The 23,805-nt window shown below is 66.0% G+C and carries 27 protein-coding genes and 1 tRNA gene; 21 read left to right on the top strand and 7 right to left on the bottom strand.

Annotated features, from left to right (window positions below; genetic code table 11):
- Positions 1-3: 3 nt before the first annotated feature.
- Positions 4-960, bottom strand: coding sequence for a sodium-dependent bicarbonate transport family permease (locus L0D16_RS03665; RefSeq protein ID WP_243030093.1), 957 nt, complete (start codon positions 958-960; stop codon positions 4-6).
- A gap of 47 nt (positions 961-1,007) precedes the next feature.
- Here L0D16_RS03665 and purE point away from each other — a divergent pair, with 47 nt between their 5' ends.
- The 4 genes from purE (at position 1,008) to L0D16_RS03645 (ending at position 4,953) form a co-directional block, all read left to right on the top strand.
- Positions 1,008-1,502, top strand: coding sequence for a 5-(carboxyamino)imidazole ribonucleotide mutase (purE, locus tag L0D16_RS03660; RefSeq protein WP_243028589.1), 495 nt, complete (start codon positions 1,008-1,010; stop codon positions 1,500-1,502).
- The gene (locus L0D16_RS03655; protein ID WP_243030092.1) at positions 1,499-2,602 is read left to right on the top strand and encodes a 5-(carboxyamino)imidazole ribonucleotide synthase; all 1,104 of its coding nucleotides are present in this window, start codon (positions 1,499-1,501) and stop codon (positions 2,600-2,602) included. Before purE ends, L0D16_RS03655 begins: the two co-directional genes overlap by 4 nt.
- Positions 2,603-2,639: 37 nt before the next feature.
- Positions 2,640-3,776, top strand: a complete 1,137-nt coding sequence (locus L0D16_RS03650; protein WP_243030091.1) for a phenylacetate--CoA ligase family protein — start codon at positions 2,640-2,642, stop codon at positions 3,774-3,776.
- Between the two features lie 256 nt (positions 3,777-4,032).
- Entirely contained in the window at positions 4,033-4,953 is a 921-nt protein-coding gene (locus L0D16_RS03645) for a carbohydrate kinase family protein (protein WP_243030090.1), read from the top strand.
- Here the strand turns inward: L0D16_RS03645 and hisH are convergent.
- The 4 genes from hisH to L0D16_RS03625 are packed head-to-tail and all read right to left on the bottom strand — an operon-like array spanning position 4,924 to position 8,119.
- Entirely contained in the window at positions 4,924-5,520 is a 597-nt protein-coding gene (hisH, locus tag L0D16_RS03640; RefSeq protein ID WP_243030089.1) for an imidazole glycerol phosphate synthase subunit HisH, read from the bottom strand. The two genes, L0D16_RS03645 and hisH, sit on opposite strands and share 30 nt — an antisense overlap.
- Before the next feature lie 3 nt (positions 5,521-5,523).
- On the bottom strand, positions 5,524-6,108 hold the full coding sequence (gene hisB / locus L0D16_RS03635) for an imidazoleglycerol-phosphate dehydratase HisB (RefSeq protein ID WP_243030088.1): 585 nt from the start codon (positions 6,106-6,108) through the stop codon (positions 5,524-5,526).
- A complete protein-coding gene (locus tag L0D16_RS03630) occupies positions 6,101-7,144 on the bottom strand; it encodes a pyridoxal phosphate-dependent aminotransferase (protein ID WP_243030087.1) in 1,044 nt (347 codons plus the stop codon). The genes hisB and L0D16_RS03630 overlap by 8 nt, the downstream gene beginning before the upstream one ends.
- 39 nt (positions 7,145-7,183) lie before the next feature.
- Positions 7,184-8,119, bottom strand: coding sequence for a thiamine-phosphate kinase (locus L0D16_RS03625; RefSeq protein ID WP_243030086.1), 936 nt, complete (start codon positions 8,117-8,119; stop codon positions 7,184-7,186).
- A gap of 27 nt (positions 8,120-8,146) precedes the next feature.
- On the opposite strand from L0D16_RS03625, the gene L0D16_RS03620 reads away from it, so the two are divergent.
- Genes L0D16_RS03620 through L0D16_RS03610 form a run of 3 tightly spaced genes read left to right on the top strand, consistent with a single transcriptional unit; the run spans position 8,147 to position 11,457 of the window.
- Positions 8,147-8,863 (top strand): 2-phosphosulfolactate phosphatase, encoded by a 717-nt coding sequence (locus tag L0D16_RS03620; protein ID WP_243030085.1) that lies wholly within the window; start codon positions 8,147-8,149, stop codon positions 8,861-8,863.
- Positions 8,851-9,555, top strand: coding sequence for a WecB/TagA/CpsF family glycosyltransferase (locus L0D16_RS03615; protein WP_243030084.1), 705 nt, complete (start codon positions 8,851-8,853; stop codon positions 9,553-9,555). Before L0D16_RS03620 ends, L0D16_RS03615 begins: the two co-directional genes overlap by 13 nt.
- Before the next feature lie 9 nt (positions 9,556-9,564).
- Positions 9,565-11,457 (top strand): tetratricopeptide repeat protein, encoded by a 1,893-nt coding sequence (locus tag L0D16_RS03610; RefSeq protein ID WP_243030083.1) that lies wholly within the window; start codon positions 9,565-9,567, stop codon positions 11,455-11,457.
- A gap of 36 nt (positions 11,458-11,493) precedes the next feature.
- Here L0D16_RS03610 and L0D16_RS03605 read toward each other — a convergent pair.
- Positions 11,494-11,569, bottom strand: a tRNA-Ala gene (locus L0D16_RS03605).
- A 37-nt stretch (positions 11,570-11,606) separates the two neighbouring features.
- Positions 11,607-11,969 (bottom strand): hypothetical protein, encoded by a 363-nt coding sequence (locus L0D16_RS03600; protein WP_243030082.1) that lies wholly within the window; start codon positions 11,967-11,969, stop codon positions 11,607-11,609.
- A 62-nt stretch (positions 11,970-12,031) separates the two neighbouring features.
- Between L0D16_RS03600 and L0D16_RS03595 the strand changes: the two genes are divergently transcribed.
- From L0D16_RS03595 to nuoK, 14 genes are all read left to right on the top strand, one after another.
- Positions 12,032-12,673, top strand: a complete 642-nt coding sequence (locus L0D16_RS03595) for a Rad52/Rad22 family DNA repair protein (protein ID WP_243030081.1) — start codon at positions 12,032-12,034, stop codon at positions 12,671-12,673.
- The gene (locus L0D16_RS03590) at positions 12,670-13,416 is read left to right on the top strand and encodes a metallophosphoesterase (RefSeq protein ID WP_243030080.1); all 747 of its coding nucleotides are present in this window, start codon (positions 12,670-12,672) and stop codon (positions 13,414-13,416) included. The genes L0D16_RS03595 and L0D16_RS03590 overlap by 4 nt, the downstream gene beginning before the upstream one ends.
- Positions 13,409-14,227, top strand: a complete 819-nt coding sequence (gene rsmA / locus L0D16_RS03585; protein ID WP_243030079.1) for a 16S rRNA (adenine(1518)-N(6)/adenine(1519)-N(6))-dimethyltransferase RsmA — start codon at positions 13,409-13,411, stop codon at positions 14,225-14,227. The genes L0D16_RS03590 and rsmA overlap by 8 nt, the downstream gene beginning before the upstream one ends.
- A 167-nt stretch (positions 14,228-14,394) precedes the next feature.
- Positions 14,395-14,754, top strand: coding sequence for an NADH-quinone oxidoreductase subunit A (locus L0D16_RS03580; RefSeq protein WP_243030078.1), 360 nt, complete (start codon positions 14,395-14,397; stop codon positions 14,752-14,754).
- On the top strand, positions 14,745-15,290 hold the full coding sequence (locus L0D16_RS03575; protein ID WP_243030077.1) for a NuoB/complex I 20 kDa subunit family protein: 546 nt from the start codon (positions 14,745-14,747) through the stop codon (positions 15,288-15,290). The genes L0D16_RS03580 and L0D16_RS03575 overlap by 10 nt, the downstream gene beginning before the upstream one ends.
- Positions 15,291-15,293: 3 nt before the next feature.
- Entirely contained in the window at positions 15,294-15,914 is a 621-nt protein-coding gene (locus L0D16_RS03570; RefSeq protein WP_243030076.1) for an NADH-quinone oxidoreductase subunit C, read from the top strand.
- Positions 15,911-17,131 carry an NADH dehydrogenase (quinone) subunit D gene (nuoD, locus tag L0D16_RS03565; RefSeq protein ID WP_243030075.1) on the top strand — a complete coding sequence of 407 codons (1,221 nt, stop codon included), beginning with the start codon at positions 15,911-15,913 and terminating at the stop codon, positions 17,129-17,131. The genes L0D16_RS03570 and nuoD overlap by 4 nt, the downstream gene beginning before the upstream one ends.
- A 9-nt stretch (positions 17,132-17,140) precedes the next feature.
- On the top strand, positions 17,141-17,686 hold the full coding sequence (nuoE, locus tag L0D16_RS03560) for an NADH-quinone oxidoreductase subunit NuoE (RefSeq protein ID WP_243030074.1): 546 nt from the start codon (positions 17,141-17,143) through the stop codon (positions 17,684-17,686).
- Positions 17,683-18,996: an NADH-quinone oxidoreductase subunit NuoF gene (nuoF, locus tag L0D16_RS03555; protein WP_243030073.1), complete on the top strand. Its 1,314-nt coding sequence runs from the start codon at positions 17,683-17,685 to the stop codon at positions 18,994-18,996. The genes nuoE and nuoF overlap by 4 nt, the downstream gene beginning before the upstream one ends.
- Positions 18,997-18,998: 2 nt before the next feature.
- The gene (nuoG, locus tag L0D16_RS03550; RefSeq protein ID WP_243030120.1) at positions 18,999-21,347 is read left to right on the top strand and encodes an NADH-quinone oxidoreductase subunit NuoG; all 2,349 of its coding nucleotides are present in this window, start codon (positions 18,999-19,001) and stop codon (positions 21,345-21,347) included.
- Positions 21,344-22,438: an NADH-quinone oxidoreductase subunit NuoH gene (nuoH, locus tag L0D16_RS03545; RefSeq protein ID WP_114313818.1), complete on the top strand. Its 1,095-nt coding sequence runs from the start codon at positions 21,344-21,346 to the stop codon at positions 22,436-22,438. The genes nuoG and nuoH overlap by 4 nt, the downstream gene beginning before the upstream one ends.
- On the top strand, positions 22,435-22,983 hold the full coding sequence (gene nuoI / locus L0D16_RS03540; RefSeq protein ID WP_114313817.1) for an NADH-quinone oxidoreductase subunit NuoI: 549 nt from the start codon (positions 22,435-22,437) through the stop codon (positions 22,981-22,983). The genes nuoH and nuoI overlap by 4 nt, the downstream gene beginning before the upstream one ends.
- Positions 22,980-23,519, top strand: a complete 540-nt coding sequence (locus L0D16_RS03535) for an NADH-quinone oxidoreductase subunit J family protein (protein ID WP_243030072.1) — start codon at positions 22,980-22,982, stop codon at positions 23,517-23,519. The genes nuoI and L0D16_RS03535 overlap by 4 nt, the downstream gene beginning before the upstream one ends.
- Positions 23,516-23,803 carry an NADH-quinone oxidoreductase subunit NuoK gene (nuoK, locus tag L0D16_RS03530; protein ID WP_114313815.1) on the top strand — a complete coding sequence of 96 codons (288 nt, stop codon included), beginning with the start codon at positions 23,516-23,518 and terminating at the stop codon, positions 23,801-23,803. Before L0D16_RS03535 ends, nuoK begins: the two co-directional genes overlap by 4 nt.
- Positions 23,804-23,805 lie beyond the last annotated feature (2 nt).

The following is a 23,805-nucleotide window of genomic DNA, read 5'->3' as shown; positions in this document are numbered from 1 at the left end:
GCTTCACCCCCCCATCCACTGGGCCAAGGCGTGGTAGATGGGAATGCCCAAGACCAGGTTAAAGGGAAAGGTCACCGCCAAGCTGGCGGTGAGGTACAGGCTGGGATTGGCCTCCGGCAAGGCGATGCGCACGGCAGCGGGGGCGGCGATATAGCTGCTGCTGGCGGCCATGGCCCCCAAAACCGTTGCCCCTCCCACGGAAAGCCCCACCCAATGCCCGAGATACACCCCGATAGCCCCATGGAAGATGGGCAGGAGGGTGCCATAGAGGACCAGGCGGAAGCCCACCTGTTTAAGGGCCGCGAACCTCGAGGCCGCCACCATCCCCAGATCCAGCAGGAAAAGGGTGAGGACCCCATAGAAGGGATCCACAAAAAAGGGTTTTACCCGGTCCATCCCCCCCTCCCCGGAAAGGGCCCCGATGAGAAGCCCTCCCACCAGGAGGACCACGCTCCTCCCGGTAAGGACCTCCTGGAAGGCTTCACCCAGGTTCCCACCTCCCCGCTTGGCCAAGAGCAGGGCCACCACGATACCCGGCACCTCCAAAAGGGCCACCAGGGTGGGCAAGAAACCCTCGGGCCTGTGGCCCACCCCTTGGGCAAAGGTGAGGGCCGCCAAAAAGGTCACCGCAGAGACCGAACCGTAATGGGCGGCCAAGGCCCCAGCATCCACCCGGCCTAAGGCGAGAAAGCGGCGGGCCAGAAAATAGCTGGAAAGGGGGCGGAACATCCCCAGGCCCAGGGTGGCCAAGGCGGGAAGGAGCAGGGTGGCCGCGGGGGTCTTGGAAAGCTCCACCCCCCCTTTGAAGCCAATGGCGAAGAGCAGGTAGATGGATAGGGCGGTGTACAGGGCCTCGGGAAAGGCCAGGTCGCTCTTGAGAAGCCGGGCCGCCACCCCCAGGGCGAAGGCCAGCACCATGGGGGAAAGGAGGTTGAGCCGAAGCAGTTCCAAGGCATCCATGGCCTGCCTTTTACCACGAGGGGGAAGGCTTGGTACAATCCGGTACGATGCGGCCTTTGGTGGGCGTTATCATGGGTTCTAAGTCTGACTGGGAAACCCTGCGCCATGCGGCGGAGACCCTGGAGGCCCTAGGGGTTCCCTATGAGGTGCGGGTGGTCTCCGCCCACCGCACCCCGGACCTCATGGCGGAGTACGCCAAAACCGCCAAGGAGCGGGGGCTTTTGGTGATCATCGCTGGAGCGGGTGGGGCGGCCCACCTCCCGGGGATGACCGCCGCCCACACCCCCCTGCCCGTGCTGGGGGTACCGGTGGAGAGCAAGGCCTTAAAGGGCCTGGACTCCCTCCTCTCCATGGTGCAGATGCCGGCGGGCGTCCCCGTGGGCACCCTGGCCATCGGCAAGGCGGGGGCGGTGAACGCCGCCCTGCTTGCCGCCAGCATCGTGGGGCTTTCCCACCCCCAGGTGATGGAGCGCCTCGAGGCCTACCGCAAGGCCCAGACCGAAGCCGTCTTGGCCCACCCCGACCCCCGGGAGGAAGGATGAGGATAGGCATCCTGGGCGGGGGACAGCTGGGCCGGATGCTGGCCCTGGCCGGCTATCCCTTGGGACTTTCCTTCCGCTTCCTGGACCCCTCCCCCGAGGCCTGCGCCCGCCAGGTGGGGGAGCTCTTGGTGGGTGATTTTCTGGACGAAACCCTTCTCCAGCGGTTTGCCGAGGGGCTTGATCTGGTCACCTACGAGTTTGAGAACGTCCCCGTGGAGGCGGCCCGCTTCTTGGCAAAGAGGCTTCCCGTATTCCCTCCCCCCAAGGCCCTGGAGGTGGCCCAGGACCGCCTGGCGGAGAAGGCCTTTATGGGAGGCCTGGGGGTACCCACCCCTCCCTTCCACCCGGTGGACAGCCTCGAGGAGCTGGAAGAGGGCCTGAGGGCCCTGGGCTTTCCCGCCCTCCTCAAGACCCGCCGGGGCGGGTACGACGGCAAAGGACAGGTGCGGATCGGCTCTTGGGAGGAAGCGCCTAAGGCCTTCCAGGCCCTGGGGGGAAGGGGATTGGTCCTCGAGGGGCATATCCCCTTTGACCGGGAGCTCTCCATCCTGGGGGTGCGAAGCCGAACCGGGGAGGTGGCCTTCTACCCCCTGGTGGAGAACCGCCACCAGGAGGGCATCCTGCGCCTCTCCCTGGCCCCGGCTCCCGGGACCTCCCAAGCCCTCCAGGAAAAGGCCGAGACCTACGCCAAAAAGGCCATGGAGGCCCTGGGGTACGTGGGGGTTCTGGCCCTGGAGCTTTTCCAGGTGGAAGGGGAGCTCCTCTTCAACGAGATGGCCCCCCGGGTCCACAACTCCGGCCACTGGACCATAGAGGGGGCGGAAACGGGCCAGTTTGAAAACCACCTGCGGGCCCTCCTGGGCCTCCCCCTGGGGAGCACGGCCCCCAGGGGCCATAGCGCCATGGCCAACCTCATCGGCCACAGACCCGACTTCGCCCAGGTCCTCGCCCTTCCCGGAGCCCACCTCCACTGGTACGGCAAGGCGGTGCGCCCAGGGCGGAAGGTGGGGCATATCACCTTGCGGCGGGACACTTGGGAAGGCCTAGCCCAGGACCTTCCCCATCTCCTCACCCTGGCCCAGGCTCCTGAGCGGGTATAATCCCCGTGTTCCCTGCGGGAGCGGAAGGAGGCGATCCATGGACCGGAACGCTCGGCTCAAAGAGGTGGTGCGCGCGGCCAGGGAACACCCCGTCTACCGGGAGAAGCTTAAGGGGATCCACCCGGAGGAGGTCACCCTGGACAACCTGGGGGAGCTTCCTCCCACCACCCGGGAGGAATGGGTGGCCTACCTTAAGGAAAACCCCAGGCCGCCCACAGGGGCCAGCCTCATGCACCTGACCCCGAGCCCTTTCATGGGCTGGATGCCGGAGTACCTCTCCCAGGAGGACCTCCGTTACCAGACCGAGGCCCTGGCGGAACACTACCGGCGGCTTGGCCTCACGGGGAAAAAGGTGCTGGTGGCCTTCAGCTACCACGTGTATGCCGGGGGGTGGCTCTTCCACCAAGCCCTTTGGCGGGCGGGGAACCTGGTCTTCCCCCATGGGCCCGGGGAGGCCAGCCGCATCGCCGAGATCGGCCAGGCCTACGGCTTTGACGTGCTGGTCACCAACCCCTCCTTCGCCCTCAAGGTGGGCCAGGCGGGGGGGCGGTTCGCCCTCCTTCTGGCAGGGGGCGAGCCCTTCACCTCCGTCCCCGGTTTCCGGGAAAAGGTGGAGGCCGTTTTGGGGTGCACCGCCCTGGATGCCTATGGCACCAGCGAGCTGGGGATCGTGGCCGGGGAGCAGCCCGCCAAGGATGGCCTTTGGGAGATCCCCGAGATGGCGGTGCTGGAGGTGTTGGACCCGGAAACCCTGAAGCCCGTGCCCGACGGGGAAAAGGGGGAGCTGGTGGTCACCGCCCTAAGCCGCACCCTCATGCCCATGGTGCGCTTCCGCACCGGGGACCTGGCCATCGCCGAGAGGCGGGAAGGCCTCACCGTCCTACCCCGGGGAGTCTTTGGCCGCACCGACCAGATGGTGAAGGTGAAAGGGGTAAAGTTCTACCCCACGGAACTGGCCCCCATCCTGGGCGGGTTCGGCCTGGACCCCAGGGGCTACCAGGTGGTGGTGGAACGCAAGCTGGAGGGCACGGACAAGCTGGTCCTTCGGCTTAAGGCGGAGAAGGTGCCCGCCGGGCTTCTGGAGGCCATCACCAAGGCCACGGGCCTAAAGGTGGACGAGGTGGAGCTGGTGGGGGAGCTGGAAGGAGGCCTGGTGGTGGATCGGCGCTTTTAATGCCACCCCACCTTGGCTTTCGCCAAGGTGGGGGCCCCGGTAATCCCACCCCACCTTGGCTTTCGCCAAGGTGGGGGCCCTGGTATGTTCACACCCAGAGGGCATGGTGAAGAGAGGGTATAAGGGGGTGTAGAGGCGTCCTCTTGGGGCCACTTGTTACATTCTTCTCATAACCCCGGGGTATACTCCTCCCAAAGCAACGGGGCCCTTGGGCTATAGTAAGGGCAAACCCTGTGCCTTGTGGGAAGGAGGCAAGATGCGGTTTTTCGTGGTGGGCGACGTTTCCGTGGACCTGCTCTTCTTCGTAGAGCGCATACCGGAGCCGGGGGAGGAGGTTCCTTCCCGCCGCGCCCTGATGAAACCAGGAGGCGCCGGAGCCACCCTGGCGGTGCAGCTCGCCAGCCTGGGCCACCGGGTCTACCTGGCGGGCCGGGTGGGGCAGGACCCCTTCGCGGAGCTGGCCCTTTCCCGGGTGCGGGAGGCAGGGGTGGACCTCAGGCACCTTCAGGAGGACCCCGACCACACCACCAGCTCCGTGCTGATCCTTTTGGTGCCCGGGGGGGAAAGGGCCATGGTGAGCGCCGAGGGGGCAAGCCGTTACCTGGATCCCTCCCTCTTCAAGCCCCGTTTCCTAGACCAGGCGGACGCCGTGGTCCTCTCCGCCTACGCCCTGGTGGGAGGGCCCAGCCGCAGCTATGCGGTGGAGGTCCTCGAGGCCGCCCGCAAGCGGGAGATGCCCATCTTCGCCGATCTGGGGACGGGGGCGGTGCGGGTAGCGGGCAAGGAGCTTTTGCGTTACCTCCGGGGGGTGAGCTGGCTCCTCATGAACCAGACGGAGCTCCTGGCCCTGACCCAGGCTTCCTCCCTTTCCGAGGGGGTAGCCCGCCTCCGGGAAGAGGGTTTCCACCATCTGGCCATCAAGGTGGGGGCCCTGGGGTCCATCGTGGTCACCCCGGAAGGGGAGGAGCTCATTGAGCCCTTTCCCGTGGAGGACATCGTGGACTCCACGGGGGCCGGGGATGCCTACACCGCCGCCTTCGCCCACGCCATTCTGAGCGGAAAGAGCCCCCTGGAGGCGGGCAGGCTGGCCAACCTGGCCGGGGCCCTGGCCGCCACTGCCATCGGGGCCCAGGGCAGGCTCATCCGCCTAGAGGACCTGGAAGTAGCGGTGGGCTAAGGACAGGAAGGCCAGCCCGGCCCTCCCGCTTTTTTCCGGGTGAAACTGGGGGGCAAGGAGGTTGTCCTTGGCCAGGAGGGCGGTGAAGGGCGTACCCTCATACTCCCCCTGGCCCAAGGCATGGGGAGTGAGGGGGCCATAGTAGGAGTTGGCAAAGTAAAAGTGGCGTCCCGAAAGCTCCTGGAAGGCCCCAGCAAAGCGCACCCGGTTCCAGCCCATCTGGGGTACCCGACCCCGGGGAAAGCGCCTCACCACCCCTTGCACCAGGCCCAAACCCCTAACCCCGGGGGCCTCCTCGCTTTCCTGGTAGAGGACCTGCATGCCCACGCAGATGCCCAGGAAGGGGAGGCCCCTTTCCAGGTGGGCCAAGACCCTGTCCACAAAGCCGCTGTTTCGGAAGGCCTGCATGACCTGGCCGAAATGCCCCTGGCCGGGGAGGACCAGGAGGCTGGCCTCGAGGTGGGCCCGGGGGTCCGAGGAGACGGCCACCTGGAAGCCGGCCACCTCCAGGGCCTTGGCCGCACTCCGGAGATTCCCCGAACCGTAGTCAATGAGGAGCGCCTGCATGCCCTAAAGGACCCCCTTGGTGCTGGGAAGCCCCTCCCCCGTGATCCGGGTCGCCCGGTGAAGGGCCCGGGCCAGGGCCTTGAAACTGGCCTCCAGCACGTGGTGCACCTCCCTGCCGGAAAGGAGCCTCAGGTGCAGGGTAAGGCGGCCGTGGTTCACCAGCCCCCGCAGGAACTCCCGCAGGTGGTAGTGGTTCACGCCCCCCGCCTCCCCCACCAGGGGCCATTCCTCGGGGCGGTACTCCAGGTGGGGCCTACCCGAAAGGTCCACCACGCAAAGCACCAGGGTCTCGTCCATGGGGGCGAAGGCCTCGGCGTAGCGCTCCAGGCCCATCCCCTCTCCCAGGGCCTCCTTCAGGGCCTGGCCCAGGGTGATGCCCACATCCTCCACCAGGTGGTGCACGTCCACCTCCAGGTCCCCCTGGGCCTTCACCTCCAGGAGGAAGCGGCCATGCCGCTGAAGCTGGAGAAGCATGTGGTCCAGAAAGGGAAGGCCCGTGGCCATCTCGCCCCCTGGGGGCCCATCCAAGCCCAGGCGCACCCGCACCCAGGTTTCCGCCGTGGCCCGCTCCACCGTAGCCTCACGCATACGCCACCTCAAAGGCCGCCTTCAAAAAGGCATCCATCTCCTCCTTGAGGCCCACCGTGACCCGGATACACCCCGAAAGGCCGGGGTAGTGGTCCTGCCGGCGCACCAGGATCCCCTGGGCAAGCAGGTGGCCAAACGCCTCCGCGGCATCCGGGGTGCGCACCAGGAGGAAGTTGGTGTGGCTCCTATGGGGCCGCCAGGTGGGATGGGAAAGAAGCCTCCCATACACCCTCTCCCGCTCAGAGCGCACCGTTTCCACCACTTCCCCGACATACCCCGGGTTCTCCAGAACCACCTCCAGGATGGCCCCGGTATGGGCGGGTAGGACGAAGGGAGGAAGCAACTCCCGCACCACCTGGGCCACCTCCGGAGCCGCAAGCAGGTATCCAGCCCGGATGCCCCCCAGGGAAAAGGCCTTGGAAAAGGTGCGCAGGAGGGCCACATGGGGGTTTCCCCGGCCTAGGTGGCTGAAGTCGGTACCGGCGAACTCCCGGTAGGCCTCGTCCACCACCAGTAGACCCCCCACCTCCTTGGCCCTTTCCGCCAAGGCCTTTAGGGCCTCCTCAGCAAACAAGGTCCCGGTGGGGGCGTGGGGGTTGGGCAAGAAGAAGACCCCGCCTTGGAAGGAGGCCAAGGCCTCTTCCAGGGGAAGGGAAAACCCTTCCCTAAGGGGCAGCGTCCGGTAGGGGGTTCCCGCCATCCGGGCCGCATGGGCGTAGTGGGGAAAGGAGGGGCTTAGGTCCAAGACCTCCTCCGCCGCCACCGCCAGGGCCAGGATGAGGAGGTTGGACCCAGGAGCCAACACGATTCCCTCCTCGGGCCAGTCCAGGAGGCCGGCTAGCCTCCTTCGCAAACCCTCAGCATGGATCTCGGGATAGCGGTTCCAGGGAAGCCGGGCCAGGCGCCTTAGGGCCTCCTCCTTCAAGGGAAGGGGCAGGTCAAAGGGGCTTTCGTTCTGGTCCAGCTTCACCGGGGCCTCCACCTTTTGGTAGGGGTACGGCGCCAGGCCCAGGAGGTGCGCCTTAAAGGCCCGCATGGGTCAAGTATAGCCAAAGGGCAGGAAGCCCCCTCCGGGCTAAAAGTGGGTGTACCCCCTTCGGGGCACAGGCCTGGCCCCAAAGTACACCCCCTTCCCTTCCCCTATATGGCCGGCAAAGAAGAGGGGAAGCCCCACCCCTTGCGCCCGGAGCAGAACCTCCTCTTCCCTCTCCTGGGGCACCACCAGGACCGCTTCAAACTCCTCCCCCCCGTAGAGGACCAGCTCATAGGCCTCCTCCTCCCCACCCGCAAAGGCCAAGACGTCGGGGTATAGGGGTAGGGCCTCGAGGTCCACCCGCACCCCCAGATCGGCAAGCTGCCAAAGGGTTTCCGCCAGGCCATCGGAGGAGTCCAGGCTTCCCCGCAGGAGGCCCTTAAGGCCGAGAAGCTCCAGCCGGGGCAAGGGGTAAAAGGCGGCCTCTTGGATGAGGGGGAAACCCTCTAGGTCCCTACCCCGGTAGTGGGCGGCAATGGCCGCCCCCGTCCTGCCCCAGCGGTCCCCGGCCAAATAGACCCGGTCCCCGGGCAAGGCCCGGCGGGGCAAGGGAGCCTCGGCGTAGGCGAAGCCGGAAACGGTAAGGGCCACCTCTTGGCCCCTATTGGTGTCCCCCCCCAGAAGGCAAGCCCCAAGCCGCCTCGCCGCCTCCGCGGCCCCTTCCACCAGCTCCAAGGCGAAGGCCTCCTCGAGGTCCTCCGGCAAGAAGAGGCCCAGGGTAAACCCTAAGGGCTTGCCCATCTTGGCGATCAGGTCCGAGGCCGTGGCCGCCACCCCCCTAAAGCCCACCGCAAAGGGCCGCATCCCCAAAAGGGCCACCTCCCGGTAGAGGAAGCCGTCCGTCTTCAAAAGCCAGGCCACCCCCTCCACCCAGACCCCCCCGGCGTCATCCCCTGGGGGCAAGGGGGCACCCAGGGGATAACCGATGGGGGCCAGTTTCCCAAGAAGCGCCCGCTCTCCCAAGTCCCTAAGCCGCATAGGCCCAGGCTACGGTATCATGGCGGGGTGTGCCGGGTTGACCTTTGCCTAAGGCCCGCCCCTGGACCCTTGGTGCTGGTGGAGGTCCTCCCCGCAGGAAGCCTCCTCAGCCAGCTCCTGGCCCAGGGGGCCGAGGAGGCCTGGGTAACCCCCGGGCCCAAGGTGGCCCGTCTGCTGGCGGAGGAGTTGGGAAAGGAAGCCCTTCTCCTGGGCGAGGCGGAGGGGTTTCCCCTCGAGGGTTTCCATGGCCGTCTCTCCTTGGTGGAACTGGAAGGCTTGAACCTGAAGGGAAAACGGGCCATCCTGGTGGCCCCGACGCTGAACGCTAGCCTTCTTCCGGGAGAGGAGGAGGTTTACCTGGTGGGCTTCCGTAACGCCAAGGCCGCCTGGGAACTCCTCCGCCCGCTAAAGGGCCTCGTGCTCCGGCCTGCGGGAGCCCCCGAGCCCCTGCTTTCTGCGATGGTGGCGGCGGGTTTCCTGCAGAAAAAGCTGGCCCCCCATGCCCCTTTAAGTCTGGCCTCCGCCCTCCTCAGGGCCTTCCCCGACCCCCAGGAGGCCCTTTTCCAAAGCCCTGAGGGCCAGGCCCTCCACAAGGAGGGGCGCACGGAGGAACTGGCCCGGGCCAGCCTCATCGGGGTGGACCCGGTGGTGCCCCGGCTGGCCGGGGTGCGCTTCTTCCCCAAGTGGGAGTACGGCCTGACCCAGGACCGCTACGCCCAGAGGTTCGTGCCGTGGAACGGCTAGAGATCCTCGGCCTGCCCTTGGACCCCGTGGACATGGAAGGGGCCCTGGCCCGCATCGGGGACTTCTTGAAGGAAGAGGGCACCCATCAGGTGGTGACCCTGAACCCCGAGATGGCCGTGCGGGCCCAGAAGGAGGAGGCCTTAAGGCGGGCCATCCTCGAGGCGGAGTTGGTAACCCCAGACGGGATAGGTATTCTCTGGGCCGCCAAAAAGCTCCTCGGCCTGGACCTCAAGGAGCGGGTCACCGGGGTGGACCTTACCCTGGCCCTCTTGCGGCGCTTTCCCCGAATCCGGGTCTACCTCCTAGGGGGAAAACCCGGGGTAGCCGAGCGGGCCGCGGCCGAGGCCCGGCGGCTGGGGGCCGAGGTGGTGGGTTTCCATCACGGCTACTTCCAGGAGGAAGAAGGGGTGGTGGAGGAGATACGGCAAAAGGCCCCCGACCTCCTCCTGGTGGGCATGGGGGAAAGGCAGGAGGTCTTTATCCACCGGCACAAACCCCACCTGGGCGCCAAGGTGGCCATGGGGGTGGGGGGCACCCTGGACGTCCTGGCCGGCGAGGCGAAGCGCCCCCCCGCCTGGGCCCAGAGGCTGGGTCTGGAATGGCTTTTAAGGGTGGGCCTGGACCCCAAGCGCTGGAAAAGGGCCCCCAGGCTTTTCCGCTTCGCTTACCTTGTCCTTAGGGAAAAGCGCTAGAATGCCTCCATGGCCATCCCACGCTTTCTGGCCCTTTTCCTCCTCCTGGGACTGGGATTAGCCCAGGGGCTGGTCCTGCCCTTTGAAGGCCCCGAGGGCTTCCGCCGGGCCCAGGCTTTCGCGGAGGGCCTTAAGGCCCCTCCCCCCACCCTCCTGGCCCTTCTCCTTCCCGACCTCCCCTGGCAAGGCAGCTACGACCTGGCCGGGGGGCTTTACACCAAGGCCGGGGCCCGATTGGCCCAAGCAGCCACCGGGGCCGATTGGGTTCTCCTGGGCAAAGAGGAGGAAAGGGGCCTAAGGCTTTTTTTGGCCCGCAAGGACGGGGTCAAGGAGGGGCTTTTTGCCACCCCAAGCCTGGCCTGGCTTTGGCTGCAGGGGGAGGGCCTGGCTCCCAAGTGGGTCCCCTTGCCCAGCCCTAGCCCACCTGAGGAGGCGCTGAGAAGCCTTGCCCAAGGGCAGAACCCTGACCCCTTACACCAGTCCGCCTTGGACCTAAAGGAGGGGCGTGGAGCCGGCCTTTTGCAAGGGCTTTTACCGGAAAGGCTGCTCCTCCTTTGGCAAGGGAAACTCCCCCCGGCGTACCAAGCCTTCTTCCTCCTCTCCCAAGGGAAGCGGGAAGAGGCCCTCAAGCAGGCGGAGGCCCTGCTCCAGGGAGATGTTTTGCAGCGGACCGCCGCCCACTTGGTCCTGAGGGCCCTCGAGGACCCGCGCTGGAAGGAGTCGGCCCGCAGCCTAGCCCAGGCCTTCCCCGAGCTTCCCCTGGCCTGGGAGGAGGTGAGCTTTGCCGCCTTCCACGAGGGCAAGGGGGAGGAGGCCAGGGATGCCCTGCTGAAGGCCCTCAGGCTCAGGCCGGATTACTGGCTCTACTGGACCAACCTGGGCTGGGCCTACTACCTCACGGGGGACATCCCCCGGGCCATCCTGGCCTCCCAGCGGGCGGTGGCCTTAAGGCCTAACGCCACCGCCTACTACAACCTGGGGCTTTTTAAGGCCATCCACGGGGACTACCTGGGGGCCAAGGCCGCCTACGACCGGGCCCTGCGGCTAGACGAGGGGGAGGACTTCCCCGAGGCCCTAAAGGACCTGGAGGAGCGCCAGGAACCCCTGGCCCTCTTCTTCCGGGCCTACCTTTCGGAGCGGGCAGGGCTTCCGGCCAAAGCCCTGTACCAAGCCTTCGTGGAAACCCACCCCCGGCATCCCCTGGCCCAGGCGGCAAAGAGGGCCCTGGACCGGGGAGAAGGGGGGCTGGTTTTGGAGGTGAAGCGGCTTTCCCTGATCCCCGGGGACCTTGAGGCCCGGCCCTTCCGCGCCGGGGAAGCCGTTTTCCCCGAGGTAAGGCTCAGCGCCCACCCTTACCTGCCGCGCGGGGAGCTGGAAACCCTCCTCTACCGGGAAGGAACCCTCCTGGCCCAGGAGAAAAAGCCCTTGGGCTTCCCACCCCTCACCGCGGCCCTCGAGGAGGTAGCCCCCGCCGTCACCCTGCCCGAGCCCGGGCGGTATCTCCTGGAGGTCCGCTACGGCCAAGCCCAGGTGGCCATTCCCCTGGAGGTGGGGCCGGAAAGCCTGGCCCGCAAGCTCTACGCCTTGGGCCTGGAGGTGCGGGACTTGGATGGGGCCCTTCTGCTTACCGCCAAAGAAGCGTTGGGCCCTGAGGGGGAACGCCTCCTCGTGGAAAGGACCCTGGAGGCCCTAAGGCAAGCCGCCCCCCTGGCCACGGGAGAGCGCCTCACCGCTCCCCTCGCCCAAGGCCCCTACGCCGGCAAAAGCGTGCAAAGCCTCCTGCAAAGCCCATCCCCGGAGATGGTAAAGGCCTTTTTCCATGCGGTGTTGGAAGCTCCCGAACTCCTGGCGGAAAACGACGTGGTCAACGCCCTGGTGAACTGGCTTCTGGAAAGCCGGTAGCAAGAAAGCCTCCCGCCTTCAGGCGGGAGGCTTTGCTGGTGGAGCCGACGGGACTCGAACCCGTGACCTCCTGAGTGCGATTCAGGCGCGCTCCCAGCTGCGCCACGGCCCCACGCGCCCTATATGGTAGCCGGGGGCCTTGGCCTTGTCTAGTCCCCTTCCTTGAGGCGGACCTCTACCCGGCCCTTCTTGTCCTTCACGGAAAGCTTGGCCTTGGCCTTGCCCTTTTTGTACTCCGCCTTCCACTCACCCTTTTTCACCTCGTACTTCACCCGCACCCAGCCCCGGCGGCGAAGGTCCTCGTCGTGGTAGCGGAAGATGGCCTCCGCCTGGGAGTGACGGTAGACCACCACCATCCCTTGGGGCTCCGGAAGGCGCTCCACCACCACCGCCTGAGGGAAGAGGTTGAAGGAGAGGCTGGCGCTGATGCGAAGCTCCAAAGAGGGGGTGGGGCCGACCTCGAGGGCCCAGGCCAGAAGCAGCAAGGGGAGCATTCCCAGGATCCTGCGCATAAGCCTAGCTTAGCCCATCCTTCCCCCTAACCCCTGAGGGTAGCCTAAAGTACACTTTAACTATGGACGAAGTTTGGCAGAAACTCTCCGAACCCTTCCCCCCCGGCGAGGTGCAGTGGCGCATAGAAGCCCTCTCCCGCGACAAAAAGAGGGCCTTGGTGGTCCCCTACGTGGACGCCCGCACCGTCCTGGACCGCTTGGACCGGGCGGTGGGCCCTGAGGGCTGGCAGGATGCCTACGAGGTCCTGGCCGATGCCGAACGCACGGTCAAGGACGAGCGGGGGGAGCGGCGCGAACGCCTGGTGGAGGTGAAGTGCCGCCTCACGGTCCTGGGGGTGACCAAGGAGGACGTGGGGGAAGGGGATTCCCTAAAGGCGGCCTTCTCCGATGCCCTAAAGCGGGCGGCGGTGAAGTTCGGGGTAGGCCGCTACCTCTACCGCCTGGAAAAGCAGTGGGTGGACTACGACCCGGAAAAAGGACGCTTTACTCCGCCCAGGCTCCCCGAACCCCCAGGGGAAGAAGCCCCGCCGAAAGAGGAAAAACCCGAGGCCTACCGGCTCATTGACCAGCTCCTGGAAAGGCTTAAGGAGAAGGGGCTGGGCAAGGAAGCCGCCAAAATCGTCACCAAATACGGGGGCTACGGCAAAACCCTCGAGGAGACCAAACGCCTTTACGGGGAGCTCAGGGCCCTGCTCAAGGGATGAGGATCATCGCCGTCGGGGACCTCCACGCCGACTTCCCCACCCTCTGGCGCATCCTGAAGGCGGAGGGGTTGGCCGACCCCGGCCTTAGGCCCACGGAGGAGCTGGTTTCGGGAAGGACCCACCTGGTCCTCCTGGGGGACCTGGTCCACCCCAAAACCCCCAGGGGTTACGAGCGCCTCACGGGGCTTAGCCCCTTTGACCCCCAAGACCCCCACCACCTGCGCCTGGCCGCGGGGGCCCAGATCCGGGAACTCTACCGGATCAAGGCCTTCCAGGAAGCCGCCCAGGGACAGGTGACCATCCTTCTGGGCAACCACGACGAGGCGGTGCTGAGAGGGGAGCCCATCCTGGGAAACCAGCACCTCAAGCACCTGGAGTTCCACCCCGAGCACGGGGGGCGCTCCCTTCCCCAGGCCCTAAGGGCCTGGATGGCGGGCTTCCCCCGGGAGGTGGTCTTCCACGGGGTGCACTTCGCCCACGTGGGCCCCGTGCCCTGGCTCCAGGAGTACGACGAACTCTTCTACGCCCAAAGCGAGCCCAAGACCTGGTGGTTCCGCACCCCGGACTACGTGGAGCGCATGGGCTACCGCTTTGGCGTGTACGGCCACGTGCCCATGAAGCAAGGCATCCTCCTAAAGGAACGCTTCGCCCTCATTGACGCCCTGGACCTGGGGGAGTACCTGGAGCTCTTCCCCAAAGAAGACCCCTTGCGCCCCCGGGTGAAACGCCTGAACCATGCTTAAAGACTTGCTTTCCCCCAAAGGGGTGCGGGAGTTGCTGCAGCGCCACGGGCTTTTCGCCGACAAGCGCCTGGGGCAGAACTTCCTGGTCTCGGAGGCCCACCTAAGGCGCATCGTGGAGGCGGCCAAGCCCTTCACCGGGCCCGTCTACGAGGTGGGACCTGGCCTTGGGGTCCTCACCCGCGCCCTGGCGGAGGCTGGGGCCCAGGTCACGGCGATAGAAAAGGACCTGCGGCTAAGGCCCCTGCTGGAGGAAACCCTAAGGGGCCTGCCCGTGACCTTGGTCTTCGCCGATGCCCTCGAGTTCCCCTGGGAAGGGGTACCGGAAGGAAGCCTTCTGGTGGCCAACCTCCCCTACAACATCGCCACCCCCCTCATCACCCGGCTCTTGCAAAGCGGGCGCTTCGCCCGCCTGGTCTTCCTGGTGCAAAAAGAGGTGGCCGAGCGCATGGTGGCCCGGCCCAACACCCCTGCCTATGGCCTCCTCTCCCTGCGGGTGGCCTACCATGCCCAGGCGGAAAAGCTTTTTGACCTCCCCCCAGGGGCCTTCTTCCCGCCCCCCAAGGTGCAAAGCAGCCTGGTCCGCCTCACGCCCCGAAAGTTGCCCGATGACCCCCAGCTCTTCCGGCTCCTGGAAGCCGCCTTCGCCCAACGGCGCAAAACCCTAAAAAACGCCCTTTCCGCCGCAGGCTACCCCAAGGAAAAGGTAGAGGAGGCCCTCAGGAGCCTGGGCCTACCCCCAGAGGTGCGGGCCGAGGCCTTAGACCTAGGCCAGTTTCAGCGGCTTAGAGAGGCTCTTTACACAGGGGTGTAGGGTGCTCACAACCGATAACCAAAGGTCCTACACCGATTAGCCACCCCCCTGGTGTAGCCTGGCCCATTTGTCCCAAGATAGGGGTGATAAGATGGGCGGGAAATGAGGAGGGGGCCCGGGGGTCTTGGGCTTCCTCCTCGTGACAAGAGGCACGAAAGGAGGGGACCTTGGCGCCAATAGCGGAGTATGTGAACATCCTGATCTATCTGGGGGTGGCCCTTTTCATCGGGGTGGCGGCCCTGGTGGTGGGGGCCCTCCTCGGTCCCAAGAAGCCGGGCCGGGCCAAGCTGATGCCCTACGAGTCAGGGAATGACCCCGCGGGGGAGGTCAAGCGCTTCCCCGTGCACTTCTATGTGGTGGCCATGCTCTTCATCCTCTTTGACGTGGAGGTGGCCTTCCTGTGGCCCTATGCGGTCAGCGCAGGGGGGCTCGGCCTTTACGGCTTCTTGGGCGTGGCGGGCTTTAGCCTGCTCCTCTTCGTGGGCTTCCTCTACGAGTGGTGGAAGGGGGTGATGCGGTGGCACTGAAGGACCTCTTTGAGCGGGATGTCCAGGAGCTGGAGCGGGAGGGCATCCTCTTCACCACCCTGGAGAAGCTGGTGGCCTGGGGAAGGTCCAACTCCCTTTGGCCCGCCACCTTTGGTCTGGCCTGCTGCGCCATTGAGATGATGGCCTCCACCGACGCCAGGAACGACCTAGCCCGCTTCGGGAGCGAGGTTTTCCGGGCAAGCCCCCGCCAGGCGGACGTGATGATCGTGGCGGGCCGGCTTTCCAAGAAGATGGCCCCGGTGATGCGCCGGGTCTGGGAGCAGATGCCCGACCCTAAGTGGGTGATCTCCATGGGGGCCTGCGCCAGCTCGGGGGGCATGTTCAACAACTACGCCATCGTGCAGAACGTGGACTCGGTGGTGCCGGTGGACGTCTACGTCCCCGGTTGCCCTCCGCGCCCGGAGGCCCTCATCTATGCGGTGATGCAGTTACAGAAAAGGGTGCGGGGCCAGGCGGTGAACGAAAGGGGCGAGAAACTGCCCCCCGTGGCCGCCTGGAGGCGCACCAGGGGGTGAGGTATGAGGCTGGATAGGGTGCTGGAAGAAGCCCGGGCCCAGGGCTACGCCATAGAGGACAACGGCCTGGGCAACCTCTGGGTGGTGGTGCCCCGGGAGGCCTTCAAGGAGGCAATGGCCCACTACAAGGCCCTGGGCTTCAACTACCTGGCGGACATCGTAGGCCTGGACTACCTGGAATACCCGGACCCTCGCCCGGAGCGCTTTGCTGTGGTCTACGAGCTGGTTTCCCTGCCGGGGTGGCGGGATGGGGATGGGAGCCGGTTCTTCGTCCGGGTCTACGTGCCGGAAAAGGACCCCCGCCTCCCCACCGTCACCCACCTCTGGGGAAGCGCGAACTTCTTGGAAAGGGAGGTGTACGACCTTTTTGGCATCGTGTTTGAAGGACACCCCGACCTGCGCAAGATCCTGACCCCGGAGGACCTCGAGGGCCACCCCCTGCGCAAGGACTTCCCCCTAGGGGAAACCCCCACCCTCTTCCGCGAGGGGAGGTTTATCGTGCCCAGCGAGTTCCGGGCCGCCCTAACCGGTAAAAACCCCGGCCTCACCATGTACCGGGGGGGTAGCCGCAAAGGATACCGGGCCCTTTGGGCCGATCTCACCAAGGCCAAGGAGGTCAAATGAAGGACTACCTGGACCTGGACCCCCCGGTGACGGAGGAGCCCAAAGAACTCCGCACCGAGGTGATGACCCTCAACGTGGGCCCCCAGCACCCCTCCACCCACGGGGTCTTGCGGGTGGTGGTGACCCTTTCGGGGGAAGAGGTTCTGGACCTGGTTCCCCACATCGGTTACCTCCACACCGGGTTTGAGAAAAACATGGAGAACCGGACGTATACCCAGGTGATCACGTATACGCCCCGGATGGACTACCTCCACTCCTTCGCCCACGACCTGGCCTACGCCCTGGCGGTGGAGAAGCTGGTGGGGGCGGTGGTGCCCCCCAGGGCCGAAACCATCCGCATCATTCTGAACGAACTCTCCCGCCTGGCCAGCCACCTGGTCTTCCTGGGGACGGGCCTGCTGGACCTCGGAGCCCTTACCCCCTTCTTCTACGCCTTCCGCGAGCGGGAAACCATCCTGGACCTCTTTGAGTGGGTCACGGGCCAGCGCTTCCACCACAACTACATCCGCATCGGCGGGGTCAAGGAGGACCTGCCCGAGGAGTTCGTGCCCGAACTCAGGAAGCTTTTGCAGGTTCTGCCCCACCGCATAGACGAGTACGAGGCCCTTTTCGCAGAAAGCCCCATCTTCTACGAACGGGCCCGGGGGGTGGGGGTGATCCCCCCCGAGGTGGCCATCAACCTGGGCCTCACCGGGGGTTCCCTACGGGCCAGCGGGGTCAACTACGATGTGCGCAAGGCCTATCCCTATGCGGGCTACGAAACCTACCAGTTTAACGTACCCCTAGGGGAACACGGGGATGTCTTTGACCGCATGCTGATCCGCATCCGGGAGATGCGGGAGTCGGTGAAGATCATCCAGCAAGCCCTGGAAAGGCTGGAGCCGGGGCCGGTGCGGGACCCGAATCCCCAGATCACCCCGCCCCCCAGGCACCTTTTGGAAACCTCCATGGAGGCGGTCATCTACCACTTCAAGCACTACACCGAGGGCTTCCACCCCCCCAAGGGGGAGGTGTACGTGCCCACGGAGTCCGCCCGAGGGGAGCTGGGATATTACATCGTTTCCGACGGAGGCAGCATGCCCTACCGGGTCAAGGTGCGGGCCCCCAGCTTCGTGAACCTGCAAAGCCTTCCCTATGCCTGCAAGGGGGAGCAGGTGCCCGACATGGTGGCCATCATTGCCAGCCTGGATCCCGTCATGGGCGACGTGGACCGATAGGGAGGGAAGATGGGATTCTTTGATGACAAACAGGATTTCCTAGCGGAAACCTTTGCCAAATACCCGCCGGAAGGACGCCGCGCCGCCATCATGCCCCTCTTGAGGCGGGTGCAACAGGAGGAGGGTTGGATCCGCCCGGAGCGTGTAGAGGAGATCGCCCACCTGGTGGGCACCACGGCCACGGAGGTCATGGGGGTAGCCAGCTTTTACTCCTACTACCAGTTCGTGCCCACGGGGCGCTACCACCTCCAGGTCTGCGCCACCTTGAGCTGCAAGCTGGCCGGGGCCGACGAGCTTTGGGACTACCTCACGGAAACCTTAGGCATCGGGCCAGGGGAGGTAACCCCGGATGGCCTTTTTAGCGTGCAGAAGGTGGAGTGCCTGGGAAGCTGCCACACGGCTCCGGTGGTGCAGGTGAACGACGAGCCCTATGTGGAATGCGTGACCCGGGCCCGCCTCGAGGCCCTCCTTTCGGGCCTGAGGGCCGGCAAACGCCTGGAGGAGGTGGAGCTTCCCGGCAAATGCGGGCACCACGTACACGAGGTGGAGGTATGACCGGGCCCATCGTTTCCGGACGCGACCCCCGCTTTGAACGGACCCTCTACGCCCACGTGGGCCGGGAGGGAAGCTGGACCCTGGACTACTACCTGAAGCACGGGGGGTACGAAACCGCCAAGCGGGTGCTCAAGGAGAAGACACCCGAGGACGTGATTGAGGAGGTGAAGCGCTCGGGCCTCCGGGGCCGGGGCGGGGCAGGCTTCCCCACGGGGGTGAAGTGGAGCTTCATGCCCAAGGATGGGAGGCAGCATTACCTGATCTGCAACGCCGACGAGTCCGAGCCGGGAAGCTTTAAGGACCGGTACATCTTGGAGGATGTTCCCCACCTGCTCCTCGAGGGCATGATCCTGGCGGGCTACGCCATCAGGGCCACGGTGGGGTACATCTACGTGCGGGGGGAGTACCGCAAGGCCGCGGACCGGCTGGAGGCCGCCATCCGGGAGGCCCGCGCCCGGGGCTACCTGGGGGATAACCTCTTCGGCACGGATTTTTCCTTTAACGTGCACGTGCACCGGGGAGCCGGGGCCTACATCTGCGGGGAGGAGACCGCCCTCATGAACTCCCTGGAGGGCCTGAGGGCCAACCCCCGCCTTAAGCCCCCCTTCCCCGCCCAGTCGGGGCTTTGGGGCAAGCCCACCACCATCAACAACGTGGAAACCCTGGCCGCGGTGGTGCCCATCCTGGAGCGGGGCGCCGACTGGTTCGCCAGCATGGGCACGGAGCAGTCCAAGGGGATGAAGCTCTACCAGATCTCCGGGCCCGTGAGGCGGCCGGGGGTGTATGAGCTTCCCATGGGAACCACCCTGCGGGAGCTCATCTACGATTGGGCCGGTGGCCCCTTGGAGCCCATCCAGGCCCTCATCCCCGGGGGCTCCTCCACCCCGCCCTTACCCTTTACCGAGGAGATCCTGGACACCCCCATGAGCTACGAGCACCTGCAGGCCAAGGGCTCCATGCTGGGCACCGGGGGCGTGATCCTCATACCGGAAAGGGTCAGCATGGTGGACGCCATGTGGAACGTGACCCGCTTTTACGCCCACGAGTCCTGCGGCAAGTGCACCCCCTGCCGGGAAGGGGTGGCGGGTTTCATGGTGAACCTCTTCGCCAAGATCGGCTCCGGGGAGGGAGAGGAAAAGGACGTGGAGAACCTGGAGGCCCTCCTGCCCCTCATTGAGGGCCGGAGCTTCTGCCCCTTGGCAGATGCGGCGGTGTGGCCGGTAAAGGGCTCCTTGAAGCACTTCAAGGACCAGTACCTGGCCCTGGTGCGGGAAAAGCGGCCCGTGCCCAGGGTAAACCTCTGGAGGTGAAGGTGGTTAGGGTCAAGGTCAACGACCGCACAGTGGAGGTGCCCCCGGGGACCAGCGTCATGGACGCGGTCTTCCACGCGGGGTACGACGTGCCCCTTTTCTGCTCGGAAAAGCACCTCTCCCCCATTGGGGCCTGCCGCATGTGCCTGGTGCGCATCGGCCTGCCCAAGAGGGGCCCGGACGGCAAGCCGGTTCTGAACGACCAAGGCGAGCCCGAGATCGCCTGGCAGCCCAAGCTGGCGGCCAGCTGCGTCACCGCCGTGGCGGACGGGATGGTGGTGGACACCCTCTCGGAGGTGGTGCGGGAGGCCCAAGCGGGGATGGTGGAGTTCACCCTCCTCAACCACCCCTTGGACTGCCCCACCTGCGACAAGGGCGGAGCCTGTGAGCTTCAGGACCGCACGGTGGAGTACGGGCTTTACGAGAAGTATTACCAAAAGGACCCGCTGGCCCCACCCACCTATACCCGCTTTGCGTTCACCCGCCGCCACGTGGACAAGCACCACCCCCTATCCCCTTTCGTGGTCCTGGACCGGGAGCGGTGCATCCACTGCAAGCGCTGCGTGCGCTACTTTGAGGAGATTCCGGGGGACGAGGTCCTGGACTTCATTGAGCGTGGGGTGCACACCTTCATCGGCACCATGGACTTCGGGCTTCCCTCGGGGTTTTCCGGGAACATCACCGACATCTGCCCCGTGGGGGCCCTGCTGGACCTCACCGCCCGCTTCCGGGCCCGCAACTGGGAGATGGAGGAAACCCCGAGCCACTGCGCCCTGTGTAGCCTGGGGTGCGGCATCACCGCGGACACCCGAAGCGGTGAGCTTCTCCGGATCCGAGCCCGAGAAGTGCCCGAGGTGAACGAGATCTGGCTTTGCGATGCCGGCCGGTTTGGGCACGAATGGGCGGACGAAAACCGGATCCACTATCCGCTGGTGCGCAAAGGGGGGAGGCTGGTGGAAGCCAGCTGGGAGGAGGCCTTGGCCGCCCTACGGGAGGGTCTCAAAGGGGCGAAAAAGGAAGAGGTGGGGATATACCTGCCCCACGACGCCACCCTCGAGGAGGGCCTCATGGCCGCGGAGCTGGCCCGGGCCCTCAACACCCCCCACCTGGACTTCCAGGGCCGCACCGCCGCCCCCGCAAGCCTCTTCCCGCCCGCCACCCTTGAGGACCTCCTAAGGGCCGACTTGGCCCTCATCCTGGGGGACCCCACGGAGGAAGCCCCCCTCCTCCACCTCCGCCTAAGCGAGTTCGTGCGGGACCTAAGGCCCGCCCCCAGGTTGGCCCACGGCACCCCCTTCGCCGACCTCGCCATCAAGGAGAGGATGCCCCGCCGCACCGACAAGCTGGCCCTCTTCGCCCCCTACCGGGTGCCCCTCATGAAGTGGGCCGGCATCGCCCAGGTCCATGCCCCGGGGGAGGAGCGGGAAATCCTCCTGGCCCTTCTGGGGGATAAGGAGGGAGGGGAGGCGGTGGCCCGGGCCAAGGAGGCCTGGGAGAAGGCCCAAAACCCCGTTCTCATCCTGGGGGCCGGGGTCTTGCAGGATACGGTGGCCGCGGAAAGGGCCAGGCTCCTTGCCGAGCGCAAGGGGGCCAAGGTCCTGGCCATGACCCCGGCGGCCAATGCCCGGGGCCTCGAGGCCCTGGGGGTGTGGCCTGGGGAGAGGGGAGCGGGCTGGGACGAGGCCGGAAGCCCCTACGCCTACTACGGCTTCGTGCCCCCGGAAAGCGCCCTAAAGGGCAAGCGCTTCCTCCTGATGCACCTAAGCCACCTCCATCCCCTGGCGGAGCGGTATGCGGACGTGGTCCTCCCCGCCCCCACCTTCTACGAGAAGCGGGGCCGGGTGGTGAACCTGGAGGGCCGGGTCCTCCCCTTAAACCCCGCCCCCATCCATAGCGGCGAGGCGGAAGGGGCCTTGCAGGCTTTGGCCCTTCTGGCCGAGGCCCTGGGAGTGCGGCCCCCCTTTAGGCTGGGCCTCGAGGCGGAAAAGGCCCTTAAGGGCAAGGTACCCCCTCCTTTGGGCCTCCTTTCCCACCGCACCAAGGAACTCCGGCCCCAGGCCCAGGAGGGAAGGCTTTACCTTAGGCCCACCATGTGGAAGGCCTGGCAGCTTACCGGCAAGGTGAAGGAAACCGTGCGCCCTGAGCTTTGGGTCCACCCGGAAACCGCCAAGGCCGAGACCCTTTTGGAAGGGGCCTGGGTGGAGGTGGAAACCCCCTTAGGAAGCGTGCGGGCCCAGGTGGTCCACCGGGAGGACCTGGCTAGGGGCTTCCTTTACCTCTCCGCCATGGGCCCCTTGGCGGGGCGAAGGGTGGAGGCCAAGGTATTGGTGCCCACGGGAGGTGAGGCATGAACCCGTACCCCCTGGATCCCTACTGGATGGTGGCCCTGAAGGCTTTTTTGGTGGTGGTGGGCCTTCTCACCGCCTTCGCCTTCATGACCCTGATCGAACGCCGCCTCCTGGCCCGCTTCCAGATCCGCTTGGGCCCCAACCGGGTGGGGCCCTTGGGGCTCTTTCAGCCCATCGCCGATGCCATCAAGAGCATCTTCAAGGAAGACCTGGTGGTGGAGCGGGCGGACAAGGTGCTCTTCGTCCTAGCCCCCTTGATCGGTGTGGTCTTCGCCCTCCTGGCCTTCGGGGCCATCCCCTTTGGCCCTCCCGGGAGCTTCTTCGGCTACCAGCCCTGGGTCTTGAACCTGGACCTGGGCCTTCTCTACCTCTTCGCCGTGAGCGAGATGGCCATCTACGGCATCTTCCTGGCGGGTTGGGCCTCGGGGAGCAAGTATAGCCTCCTGGGCTCCTTGCGCTCCTCGGCCAGCCTCATCTCCTACGAGCTGGGCCTGGGTATCGCCCTCCTCTCCCCAGTGCTCTTGGTGGGAAGCCTCAACCTGAACGACATCGTGAACTGGCAAAAGGAACACGGTTGGCTAGCCCTTTACGCCTTTCCCGCCTTCCTCATCTACGGCATCGCCGCCTTGGCCGAAGCCGCCCGCACCCCCTTTGACCTGCCCGAGGCCGAGCAGGAGCTGGTGGGGGGGTACCACACGGAGTACAGCTCCATCAAGTGGGCCCTTTTCCAGATGACCGAGTACATCCACTTCATCACCGCCAGCGCCCTTATCCCCACCCTTTTCCTGGGGGGCTGGACCATGCCCTTCCTGGAAGTGCCCTACCTCTGGATGTTCCTCAAGATCGCCTTCTTCCTCTTCCTCTTCATCTGGATCCGGGCCACCTGGTTCCGGTTACGCTACGATCAGCTTCTGCGTTTCGGCTGGGGCTTCCTCTTCCCGGTGGCCCTGGTCTGGTTCCTGGTGACCGCCTTGGTGGTGGCCCTGGACCTTCCCCGCTCCTACCTCCTCTACCTCTCCTTGGCCGCCTTCTTGGTCCTTCTGGGAGCGGTGATGTATAGCCCCAAACCCGCCCGCAAAGGAGGTGGCGCATGACCCTAAAGGCCCTGGCCCAAAGCCTTGGCATCACCCTCAAGTACCTCTTTTCCAAACCGGTGACCGTCCCCTACCCCGACGCCCCCGTGGCCCTCAAGCCCCGCTTCCACGGCCGCCACGTGCTCACCCGCCACCCCAACGGCCTGGAGAAGTGCATCGGCTGCTCCTTGTGCGCCGCCGCCTGCCCGGCCTATGCCATCTACGTGGAGCCCGCGGAAAACGACCCGGAAAACCCGGTCTCCGCGGGGGAGCGCTATGCCAAGGTCTACGAGATCAACATGCTCCGGTGCATCTTCTGCGGGCTTTGCGAGGAGGCCTGCCCCACCGGGGCCATCGTGCTGGGCTACGACTTTGAAATGGCCGACTACGAGTACTCGGACCTGATCTACGGCAAGGAGGACATGCTGGTGGACGTGGTGGGCACCAAGCCCCAGCGCCGGGAGGCCAAGATCACCGGTAAACCGGTGAAGCCCGGCTACGTGGTTCCCTATGTCCGCCCCGAGTTGGAGGGGTTCAAGGCCCCCACGAAAGGAGGCGGAAAATGAGCCCCTGGGAAGCCTTGGCCCTTCTCCTACTCCTCTTCTCCGGGGTCCTGGTGGTCACCTTGAAAAACGCCATCCACGCCGCCTTGGCCCTCATCGGGAACTTCCTCATATTGGCTGGGCTCTATGTGGCCCTCGAGGCCCGCTTCCTGGGTTTCATCCAGATCATCGTCTACGCAGGGGCCATCGTGGTCCTCTTCCTCTTCGTCATCATGCTCCTCTACGCCGCCCAGGGCGAGGTGGGGTTTGACCCCCTGGTGCGAAGCCGCCCCTTGGCCTTGCTCCTCTCCGTGGGGGTAGCCCTGGTCCTCCTCTCGGGGCTTTGGGGCCTCAATCTGGCCTTCACCAAGGACCTCCAAGGTGGCCTGCCCCAGGCCCTGGGGCCCCTCCTGTACGGGGACTGGCTCCTGGTGCTTCTGGCGGTGGGCTTCCTCCTCATGGCGGCCACGGTGGTGGCGGTGGCCCTGGTGCAACCGCCAAGGCCCCTGGATGCCCTGAGCCCCGAGGAGCGCAAGGAGGAAAAGGAGGTGGTGCGGTGAGTTACCTATTGGCCTCCGCCCTGCTTTTCGCCTTGGGGGTCTATGGGGTCTTGACCCGCAGGACCGCCATTTTGGTTTTCCTTTCCATTGAGCTCATGCTGAACGCCGCCAACCTCTCCCTGGTGGGCTTCGCCCGGGCCTACGGCCTGGAGGGCCAGGTGGCGGCCCTCATGGTGATCGCCATCGCCGCCGCCGAGGTGGCGGTGGGCCTCGGCCTCATCGTGGCCATCTTCCGCCAACGGGAGAGCACCGCGGTGGACGACCTTTCGGAGCTTAGGGGGTGAAG

Origin of the sequence: Thermus altitudinis (genome assembly GCF_022760835.1) — a bacterium.
Lineage (GTDB): Bacteria > Deinococcota > Deinococci > Deinococcales > Thermaceae > Thermus > Thermus altitudinis.
Note: the sequence above shows the minus strand (reverse complement) of the source record. Positions and strands in the feature narration are given on the sequence as shown.